The following is a 9,646-nucleotide window of genomic DNA, read 5'->3' as shown; positions in this document are numbered from 1 at the left end:
GCCGCGGGCGTGTCGGGCAGGCCGGCGGCCGCGCGCAGCACCGCCGCGAGCACGATCGAGCCCGCCGCCACGCCCACCCAGGGGCGCTCGTCGAGCGCATAGCCGGCGTGCGTGCGCCCGGCGATGCACAGCACCGCCAGGATCGACAGGCCCATCGCGCCGATCGCCAGCAGGTGCGTCCCGGCGCTCGGCGCCAGCGGCGCCCCCAGATGGGCGAGGCCGAGCAGCAGATAGCCGAGCGCGAGCAGCCAATACACCGCGTACAGCAGGAAGGCCCAGCGCGTGAACAGCGCGCGCCCGACGTGCCAGTCGTTGAGCAGGTTGAACACCGCCGCCGCCGCGCCCAGCCCCAGCCAGCCGGTGATCGGCGATCCCGGCAGGAGGAATTCGGCCACCGTATAGACCGCGATCGCCGCGACCGCCAGGTTGCGCCGCGGCGGCCGCGCGCGGTAGGCGGGCAGCTCGAGCTCGGCCTCCTCGACGTGGCGCAAGGTGCGCGCGGGCAGGCGGCGCGCGCGCTCGGCGTCGAGCGCGTCGTTCATGACGCGCATCGAAATCCGGCTCATCGCCACCACCACCAGCGCCATCATCGCGCCCAGCCCTGCCAGCACCCAGCGCATCGGATACTCGCCGCGCAGCACGTCGAGGTGGAAGCCCGCCACGACCGCCGCCATCGCCGCAAGGCCCCACAGGAAGCCGAGCTGGCGCCGCTCCGGGTCGCGCCACAGCCGCGGCGCCACCGCGGCCAGCAGCGCGCAGGCGAAGCCGATCTCAAGCAGCGCCGCGGGCAGATGGCCGAGCCATCGCGCGGCCTGCCCGTCCGCTCCATCGAGCCAGCCCCCGGCGACGGCGGCGAGCGCCCCCGAGAACCAGAAGGCGGCCCGCGCCGCCAGCCACAGCAGCACGAAACGCAGCACCACCCGCGGCGCGAAGGCCGGCGTGGCGGTGAACTCCGGCACCGCGGTGAGCACGAAACCCGCCACCGCGGCGAGCCCGAAGCCGAACATCAGCTCGTGCGCGTGCCACACAAGGGGCCCGCCCGCGACCGCCGGCACCGCCAGGCCGAAGCCGAGGAAGCCGCTCCAGGCGAGCAGCACCAGCACCGCGTAGAGCGCGGTGAGGAGGAAGAAGGGGCGGAAGCCGCACATGAACAGCGGTCGCGCTGCCAGGCGTGCCCCCCAGCCCTGGGAGGCGCCCTCCCCCCCTGCCCCGGTCGCCGTACGCATCGCCGTCTGACCCATGCTCATGCCCCGCAACGCTTGCCGCCCTGCACCGCAATCAGCCCGGTAGCCGGGCTCACCAGGCGCAGCCCGGACAGCGGCTGCGCGCGCCCGGCACCCGCCGCGCCTTCCTGCCCCGCGCCGTCCTGCGCCGCTCCTTCCTGCCGCACTCCTTGCTGCCGCACCGCCTCCTGCCCCTGCGCACGGGTCGCTCGTTCGGGCTCCACCACCGGCGGCAGGCCGAAGCTCGTGCGCACGTCGGGCGTCTGCAGCAGCTCGGCGGTGTGCCGGTACACCCAGGCGTCGTCGCGCCGGGACGCCGGGCGGTCGAGCTCGAAGCGGCACACGATGCGGCCCGGCTCGGGCGCCATCACCAGGATCGCGTCCGACAGGCGCACCGCCTCCATGAGGTCGTGGGTGATCATCAGCACGCCCATGCCGCGCTCGGCCTGGTGGTCGAGCAGCAGGCGGTAGAGCTCTTCCTTCAGGCCGACGTCGAGCGCCGAGAACGGCTCGTCGAGCAGCAGCAGCTCGGGCGCGAGCACCAGCGCGCGCGCCAGCGCCACTCGGCTCTGCATGCCGCCCGAGAGCTGGTGGGGGAACTTGTCGAGGTCGCGGTGGGCGAGTCCCAGGCGCAGCGCCAGCGCGCGCGCGCGGAAGTGGCGCTCGGCGCGCTGGATGCCGGCCGCCTTGAGCCCGAGCGCGACGTTGTCGAGCGCGGTCTTCCACGGCAGCAGGCGCGGCTGCTGGAACATGAAGGCGGTGGAGGCGAAGCCGTTGTCGACCTTGCCCTCCTGCACCGTCAGCAGGCCGGCGGCCAGGTGCAGCAGCGTGGTCTTGCCGCAGCCCGAGGGCCCGACCAGGGCCACGACCTCGCCCGCGCGCACGCGGAAGTGGATGCCGGAGAGCACCTCGTCGCGCGCGAAGGCATGGGCGAGACCGTGCACGCGCAGTTCGGCAGTCGAGATCGTGTTCATGCGCCCTGCTCCCGCCAGCGCTCGACCTCACGCTTGATCGGCTCCAGCACCAGGTACTCCACCGCCAGCAGCAGACCGACCACCGCCGCGATCCAGGCCATGGTGGCGGCCGTGTCGAGGTGCGAGCGCGACACCGCGAGCGCCGCGCCCACACCGTCCTGGGTGGCGAGCAGCTCCGCCATCACCACCACCTTCCACGCCGTGCCGAGCGCGGCGATCCAGGCCGGGAACAGGTAGGACACCACATGCGGCAGATAGACGTCGGTGATCATCATGCGGCGCGGCAGGCGGAAGGCCTCGGCCATGCCGTGGAGCTGGTTGTCGAGCGTGCGCGTGCCCTGCAGCGCGCCGATGAAGATCACCGGAAAGGCGGCGACGAACACGGTGAACACCGGCGTGCCGTCGCTCGCGCCGAACCACAGCATCGCCAGCACCAGCCAGGCGATGGGCGGCGTGCCCATGAGCACGGTGACGAGCGGGCGCGACATCATCGAGGCAGTCATCGACAGCCCGGCGACCAGGCCGAGCACGCTGCCGGCGACCACCGAGAGCGCGTAGCCGCTGAGCGCGCGACGTGCGGTGGCAGCCAGCTCCGGCCAGGCCGCGCCGCTGTCGATCAGGCCCCACAGCGTGGCGAAGGCCGCGCGCGGGTCGGGCATGACGAGGGGGCCGTAAACGAGGCTCACCGCCTCCCAGGCGGCGAGCAGCAGACAGAGGCTGGCGATCGCGCCCCAGCCACTCCACAGGTAGGCCGGCAAACCGGCCAGCCAGGCGCGCAGCAGGATCATGGCTTCGTCGCTCCGGCGTAGAAGCCCTCGTCCGGCAGCTTGCCGCCGACCAGGGCCGGGTTCTTCGCCACCAACTTGCCGAACATGAACTCGAGCTCGGCGCGCGCATCCGCGACGGACACCGCCTCCAGCTGACTCACCGCGATCGAATCCGTGACCGCCTCGGGGCTCAGCAGGTCGATGCGCGCCGCTACCGCCTTGCCACAGGCCTCGGCGTTGTCCTTGCACCACGCCAGCGAGCGCGCGTATTCGGCCTCGATGCGGGCCACCAGCTCGGGACGCTCGCGCAGCGCCCCCATGACGGCGATGCCGGCCTGCGGGATGCGCGCCGCGCGCGCGAACACCCGGCCCCACTCCTGCTGCAGGTCCACGCTGCGATGCAGCTCGGGCGCGATCACGCTGAGCGGAAACGACCCGGTCTTGCGCAGCGCCATCGAGGCCGCCGGCTCGGCGAGCAGCGCGTGGTCGACGCGGCGCATCACCAGCAGCTGCATCGCGTCCACCGGGCTGGCGACGTAGCGCAGCTGCAGGTCCTTCCTCACGTCCAGCCCCTGCTGCTCGGCGAGCAGCTGCAGCACGATGTCGGGCATGTCGCCGCGGAAAGGCATCGCCAGCTCCTTGCCGCGCAGGTCGGCGAGCGACTTCAGCGCCGGGTCGCGCGACACCAGCCACAGCACGCCCCAGGTCGACACGTTGATGAGCTGCAGCTTCGCGCCGCGGTTGTACAGGTTGGCGGCGACGTTGGTGGGCATCGCCAGCACGTCGGCGCGACCGTCGAGCGCCATCACGCGCAGCTGGTCGGGGTCGCGCCAGGGCACGAACTCGACCACCTCGGCGAGGTCGTTGAGGGCGCCGGAGTCGACCATGTGGATCAGCGCATTCGACACCGCGGCCGAGGGACCGGCGAGGGTGAGCTTGGGCAGCTTCGGCGCCTGCGCGTGGACGATGCCGGTCACGAGAAGGAAGGCGCACACCACGCAGACATGCATGACCGCGCGCGTCCACGCCGGCAGGGCGAAGCCGCGGCGCGGCCGGATCGCAGCCCCCGCCCCCACGTCGGGACGGCCCTCGCATGCGAGGCGGCGGGCCGAGCGATCGACGAACACGAGTCCGCGTGGCGGGTTCGCATGATGGTCCGCGTGATCGTGGCTGGGGCGGCGGTCGTGCATGTCAGAAGCTCCCGTTCAGGCTCAATGCGATGCCGCGGCCAGGCGCGGCGAGCTCGTTGCCCGAGACGCCCTCGGTCTGGTGCTCGTGGTAGCGCTTGTCGGCGAGGTTGCTAAGCTGCACGGCGAGGCCGGCGGACTCGAAGGCGCCGACCTTGCCGAAGCGCCAGCCGAACTCGGCGTCGGCGGTGACGAAGCCGGCGGTGGCGTTTTCCGTGCCGTTGGTGAAGCGGGTCGCGATGCGGTCCTGCTCGGAGACGGCGCGCAGTTGCGCACGCCACCAGAAGCCGCGCTCGGCGGGCTGGCCGATGCCCAGGGTCAACTCGGGCGCCGGCATCTGGAACAGGGGCTCGTCGTCCTGATGGTTCTTGCCGCGCAGCCAGGTGAAGCCGGCGTCGGCGATGAAGGCGCCGACCGGCAGGCTGGCGCTGCCCTCGATGCCGTAGATGGTGACCTTGTCGAGGTTCCCGGTGATCTTTTCGGGAAGCCCCGTCTGCTTGTTGGGAAGCCCCGTCGCACGCCCGGCGATGTAGTCGTCGATCCGGGTATAGAAAGCGGCGAGCTGATATTGCAAGCCCGTCCCACCCTGCTTCAGTCCCAGCTCGAAGCTGGTCGACACCTCCGGATCGAGTTGCGGATCGCCCACGTGATAATAACCATCACCACGCGCGGAGTCCTCGAAGCGCTCACGCATGTCCGGCGCTCGATAGGCGCGACCGACGTTGGCGTAGGCGCTCAGGTTCTCGTTCAGCGGCTGGATCGCGCCGAGCGACCACGACAGGTTGTTGTCGGTCTTCTCCAGGCCAGTCGTCTGCGTCATGCCCTTGCGCGCGGCGTCTCCCGTCACGCGATCGAAGCGTGCGCCCGCGACGAAGCGGGTCTGCCCGAGTGAGAATTCGTCCTGCACGAATACTCCTGCAGACTCGATCTCGCCTTTCTTGAACGGATCGTTGCGCATGTTGTTGTCGAAGGCCGGGGGATTGTTGTCGATGTAGCGCTCGGGGTCCCCACGCATGCGCCACAGTTCGGCGCCGACCGTCAGCAGGTGATTATCGCCGACCGGAAACAGATACTTCGCCTTCGCGCCATCGGTGACGAAAGTGACGTCGTTGCGCACGTAGTCGCGTTGCTTGGCCGAAGAGAAGGCGCGAATCTGACGGAAGACCTCCTGGCGATAGACCTCAGCCGCCAGCGTGCCCTCGCCCAGGCGCGCGTCCACGCCGAGCTCATACAGCTCTCGGCGCTGCTCGGGGGAGTGGATGGTCGCGGTGCCGAGCGGTGCGGGAATTCCGGCACCGCTGCGCGCCGACCCCGGGTACCAGACATCCTCGTCCTCGTGCCGCTGCAGGTTCACCCGCAGCGTCAGGTCCTCGGTGAGCTTGTGCTTGTACTTCGCGAGCAGCGTGTCGGACTGGTAGCCGGTGCGGTCCTCGCGTCCGTCGGGGCTGCGGTAGTCATCCACGTCGCGCCCGGCCACGCCCAGCACCAGCGCGCTGTTCGCGCTCGAGCGCGTCAGCAGCGCGGCGCCTGCGACGCCCTTGTCCACGCTGGAGAAGCGCGCGCCGATGCGGCCGCCGAGCTCGTCCTCGGCGCTGAAGCCCACGTCCGGCGTGATCAGGTTGACCACCCCGCCCATCGCACCGCTGCCGTACAGCACCGAGCCCGGGCCCTTGACCACCTCGGCGCGCTCGAGCAGGCCGAGGTCGAGGAAGGAGGCGATCGCGCCCTGCGGCTGCGCCGAGTTCATGCGCACGCCGTCGACCATCACCACCACGCTCTCCTTCTTGAGCCCGCGCAGCACCGGGTTCTGCCCCCAGGCGCCGTCGGACTGCGCCGCGAGGCCGGGCTTGCCGCGCAGCAGCCCGCCCGCTACCGTGCCGCCGGCCGCCGGCGCCTGCAGGATCTCGACCGCCTGCGGCGTCTCCAGGGTGTCGGCGGCGTAGCCCTTGGCGGTGACGGTCTGGGCGCCGAGCAAGGTCTCGGCATGGACGAGGCTGGAAACGGGGAGAGCGGACAGGCCGAGGACGGCCACCGCGAGCGGGCGCAGACGAAGCACGATGGAAAGCTCCAGGAAGTCGGGTTCCCGGGCTGGCTGGCGACGGCTGGCTTGCCCGAACAGGAAGATCAGGGAGCCATGATACAGAAATACGAATTGTTCGCATTTGCTTTTTATCAAATTCTGCTTGCGCAACCCGGCGCGCCGTCCGTCGCCGCTATCATGCGTAGCGGTCACCCTCCCTTCTAAGAACGAGTGAGATATTCCCAGGGGGACGAGCGCGATAAATCTGGGATCTGGTGGGACGTTTGGGGATTTATTAGAGTCGGAATTTCAAAAGGGTTGCAGATTTACACGTCCGGCGGCTTCAGGTCTGCAGGTAGTCGGAAACGAGATCGAGGATAGCCTGACGGTCGCCGTCGGCGAGATCGGCGGACTCGGGGTCATCGAACAGCAGGCCGCGGCGGGGCATGCGTTTGGTGCCGAACTCGTGGTACGCGGCCGTCGCCGAACCAAAGCCGATTTTCGCCGATCGAGCGTCCGCGGTGTGGGTCAGGCTGCGGAGCATGTCGCCGTAGCGGTCGAGCAGCCGGCCGTGCCCGTCGTCCGGGTAGGCCGCCTTGGTGCTCTCGGCCCACTTGGTCCACTTTTTCCCGCCAGGATCGGTCATGGTTTCGAAGCGGTTGCTGATGCGGGTCTCCATCAGCATGCCAATCTGGTCCAGAAGTGGCGCGGGATCGTCGATGCGCTTGCCGACCTGGTCGAGGTAGTCGGTGATGAACTTGGTGTCGGCGGTGATCGTGAGGGGCATGCGTTCAATCCTCCATCGGGTTGTCACCTTCGCCCAGCATCCAGCGGACTGCAGCTTCGACGCCCTGCTCGAAGGTCGCGCCGGGCCAGCGTGAGCCGGCGTCGAAGGCCTCCATGCACTGATTGAGTACTTCGTAGATTTCGTTTTGGGTGGGCGCGTGCATGGTGTCTCCTATCTCGTCTTCGAGCGGATCAGGTCGGCGAGTGCAGCTGCACGGGCTGCCGCCTTGCCGGCGTTGTAGCCAAAGCCGGGGTCTACGCCGATCGGGACCTGGCGGATCTCGCCGGTGCGTCGGTCCACCCACTCGCGCATCTGGACATCAGGGGCCGCCTTCTTCAGCTTCGATCCGTCAGGCGCCATCCCCCGCTCGTAGTCTCGCTGCGAGACCGCCACCACCCGACACCGACAGCGCCAACCGTTGGGCGGCAGGTAGTAGTCCCAGAACGGGTCATCGACCGGGAGCACCAGGTTGTGGAGCGAGCGATGTGAGGCGCGCACCTTTTCGTCGCCCATCGTGATGTAGCGCAGGTAGGGGAAGGCCGTCTTGGTGCGCTGGATGCGCTCCCATTGGCCTGCGGCGTAGGCAGTGCGGGTGTTGGTGTCGTAGATCAGCTTGAGGCGGCGGGCATCGAAGGTGGTGGTGCGCTGCTCACCGTCCTTGCCGGTGATCGTCTTCTCGCCCCACCAGCCCGCATCGACCAGTGCCCGCTTGATGTCGCGCATCCAGTCCCGGCGGGACAACTCGCCATCGACCGATCGGGTGATCGCATCGCGAATCGTCTTGAGCAGGTCCGCTCGAGCCAGGCGCGACACAGTGAACTGGGCCGCATGTTCGTCCTGCCACAGCTCGTACCAGTCATCGGTGGTCGTGAGCAGATCGCGCGCCTGCAGATAGGCGATCGCCTCTTGGGGCGTGAGCTTGAAGACCTGGGCGAACTCTGCGGGCGTCATTCATCACCCCCCTCATCGGGAAGTGGAGGTTGTGCCGCAACCAGCGCCTTTACGGCCTGTATGACGTCATCGATCTCGAACTCTCTTCGAGTGTCCCCAAGGGCTGTTCGGATGCGGCGGATGCCCATTTCCCAACGATCTTTCCGCACGATCTTGCCGTCTTCACGAAACTCGTAGTCATCGGGGTCGGCATCCCGAAACTCCGGCATACGGAAGTCCCGCTCAGTGACCTGTCTCATAACGTTCACCCTCCCGCATTTGCCGCCAGACGCGCCGCGCCGGCCAGTTGCGCGAGGCGCTCGGCGAGCGGGCCCGCGTCGGGGGCGTTTTCGGCGGCGAGCAACGCGCTGATGCGCTGCAGCACCTGCTCGGCGGTCTCGCCGGCGGCTGCGGCGTCGGCGATCGCGGCAAGCACTGGGTCGGTGATCGGCGTGATGACCTCCTCCCATTCGCCCAGCGCTTCATCCACGGCATCGTCGATCGCATCGCGCCCGCCGGGCTCGGCAAAGCTCGCCGTCGCCCCTTTCTGTGTCTCGGCTACAGATTCCTGTACTTCGCCATCAGATTCCGCGTTGTCGACAACAGGAACGGCTGCGGGGCGCTGCCCCGGCAGAACAGGCGGTTGTACGGGCGTCGGCGCCTTCTTCTCCCAGCCCTCTCCGTACTTCGCCCGCACCGCGTCCAGGTTGAGCTCGAAGCCCATCTCCGACACGTTCTTGTCCGTCTCGCTGCTCGCCTTCAGGTCTTCCTCCTCGGCGATCACGCGATACACCAGGCACGGTGCCAGCCCGTTGTACTCGCAGATCCAGCGGATCAAGGTGCTGTTGAGCGTATCGCTCAAAAGATCGCTGTCGGCCTGCACCAGGTCGAGGCGCACCGCTGTACGCTCCTTGCTCGCCGCGGCCAACGCGCCGCCACCGCTCGTGCGCGGCTCCTGCCCGAGCAGCACGCCAGCGATCCAGTCGTCCATGTAGTTGCACAGCGATTCCTGCGTCGACACCGACCCCGTCAGCTTGCTCTCGAGCAGCTCGATCTGCATGCCCTCGGGTGTCATCACCACGCCATCGTTGCTGATCGCGCGCAGCGCATCGAACAGCGTGCCCTTCTCCTTCGGGCCGGCATTGCGCGGGTACTTGCCCCACGGCGTGGGGCTGCCGAAGCGGTCGTTGAGCTTGTTCCAGGCGATGATGCCCTTGCGCTTGAAGAAAACCGGCCAGTACAGCTGCAGGCCCAGCCCCGTTCCGTAAGGGTTGTCGTCCTCGGGATTGACCCGATGCACGATGAACTTGCGGTCCTTGAGCTGCACGCCGGTCAGCATGTTCTCGCGCGTCAGCAGGCGCAGCTCGGGTGGCGCGTTCTCGTCCTGCTGGACGAACCGGAAGCGGCGCTGCGCCCGCTTCACCACCCGCTCGGGCACGATCCTCCCGTCGCGCACTGCCCACACGATCTCGCTCACCGCAAAGCCGCGCAGCAGCGCGTCCATCAAGTCACGGCACACCTGGTCGAACGCACAGCGCTTCAGGATATCGGTCACCACCTCCGCGGAGGCTGTACCGGCCTCGCCGTCCTCCACCGGCTCCACCTGCCATGGGCGCGAGATCAGCGCCAACTGGCGCTTCTGCAACCCCTCGAAGACTTTCCCGTCGCGCTTCAGGTCGCGGTACAGCTCGCCGTTCGGGTCGCCCTTCTCCAGCAGCAGCGGATCGTTCGTCTGCAGCACGCCCATGTACGTGCTCT

Annotated in this window: 10 protein-coding genes; all 10 read right to left on the bottom strand. The window is 68.9% G+C overall.

The window, feature by feature from the left end:
* Positions 1–1,247 (bottom strand): NnrS family protein (locus C667_RS02940; protein ID WP_245538415.1); only part of this gene is annotated, 1,247 nt, incomplete at its 3' end.
* A complete protein-coding gene (locus C667_RS02935) occupies positions 1,244–2,197 on the bottom strand; it encodes an ABC transporter ATP-binding protein (RefSeq protein WP_004356681.1) in 954 nt (317 codons plus the stop codon). The genes C667_RS02935 and C667_RS02940, both read right to left, overlap by 4 nt.
* Entirely contained in the window at positions 2,194–2,985 is a 792-nt protein-coding gene (locus C667_RS02930) for an ABC transporter permease (RefSeq protein ID WP_004356680.1), read from the bottom strand. Before C667_RS02930 ends, C667_RS02935 begins: the two co-directional genes overlap by 4 nt.
* The gene (locus C667_RS02925; protein WP_004356679.1) at positions 2,982–4,154 is read right to left on the bottom strand and encodes an ABC transporter substrate-binding protein; all 1,173 of its coding nucleotides are present in this window, start codon (positions 4,152–4,154) and stop codon (positions 2,982–2,984) included. Before C667_RS02925 ends, C667_RS02930 begins: the two co-directional genes overlap by 4 nt.
* Position 4,155: 1 nt before the next feature.
* Positions 4,156–6,207: a TonB-dependent receptor plug domain-containing protein gene (locus C667_RS02920; protein WP_083881255.1), complete on the bottom strand. Its 2,052-nt coding sequence runs from the start codon at positions 6,205–6,207 to the stop codon at positions 4,156–4,158.
* 307 nt (positions 6,208–6,514) lie between these two features.
* Entirely contained in the window at positions 6,515–6,958 is a 444-nt protein-coding gene (locus C667_RS02915; protein WP_004356676.1) for a phage virion morphogenesis protein, read from the bottom strand.
* 4 nt (positions 6,959–6,962) lie between these two features.
* Positions 6,963–7,121: a hypothetical protein gene (locus tag C667_RS25540; protein ID WP_157302140.1), complete on the bottom strand. Its 159-nt coding sequence runs from the start codon at positions 7,119–7,121 to the stop codon at positions 6,963–6,965.
* Between the two features lie 8 nt (positions 7,122–7,129).
* On the bottom strand, positions 7,130–7,909 hold the full coding sequence (locus tag C667_RS02910) for a phage head morphogenesis protein (protein ID WP_004356675.1): 780 nt from the start codon (positions 7,907–7,909) through the stop codon (positions 7,130–7,132).
* Positions 7,906–8,148: a hypothetical protein gene (locus C667_RS02905; RefSeq protein WP_004356673.1), complete on the bottom strand. Its 243-nt coding sequence runs from the start codon at positions 8,146–8,148 to the stop codon at positions 7,906–7,908. The genes C667_RS02910 and C667_RS02905 overlap by 4 nt, the downstream gene beginning before the upstream one ends.
* Before the next feature lie 5 nt (positions 8,149–8,153).
* Entirely contained in the window at positions 8,154–9,635 is a 1,482-nt protein-coding gene (locus C667_RS02900; protein WP_004356672.1) for a DUF935 domain-containing protein, read from the bottom strand.
* Positions 9,636–9,646 lie beyond the last annotated feature (11 nt).

The organism is Thauera phenylacetica B4P, assembly GCF_000310225.1.
Taxonomy (GTDB): Bacteria; Pseudomonadota; Gammaproteobacteria; order Burkholderiales; family Rhodocyclaceae; genus Thauera; species Thauera phenylacetica.
Note: the sequence above shows the minus strand (reverse complement) of the source record. Positions and strands in the feature narration are given on the sequence as shown.

Coding starts and splice junctions, on each gene's coding strand:
- C667_RS02910 (WP_004356675.1), bottom strand. CDS start 7,909: ATGACGCCCGCAGAGTTCGCCCAGGTCTTCAAGCTCACGCCCCAAGAG.
- C667_RS02935 (WP_004356681.1), bottom strand. CDS start 2,197: ATGAACACGATCTCGACTGCCGAACTGCGCGTGCACGGTCTCGCCCAT.
- C667_RS02925 (WP_004356679.1), bottom strand. CDS start 4,154: ATGCACGACCGCCGCCCCAGCCACGATCACGCGGACCATCATGCGAAC.
- C667_RS02915 (WP_004356676.1), bottom strand. CDS start 6,958: ATGCCCCTCACGATCACCGCCGACACCAAGTTCATCACCGACTACCTC.
- C667_RS02930 (WP_004356680.1), bottom strand. CDS start 2,985: ATGATCCTGCTGCGCGCCTGGCTGGCCGGTTTGCCGGCCTACCTGTGG.
- C667_RS02905 (WP_004356673.1), bottom strand. CDS start 8,148: ATGAGACAGGTCACTGAGCGGGACTTCCGTATGCCGGAGTTTCGGGAT.
- C667_RS02900 (WP_004356672.1), bottom strand. CDS start 9,635: ATGGGCGTGCTGCAGACGAACGATCCGCTGCTGCTGGAGAAGGGCGAC.
- C667_RS25540 (WP_157302140.1), bottom strand. CDS start 7,121: ATGCACGCGCCCACCCAAAACGAAATCTACGAAGTACTCAATCAGTGC.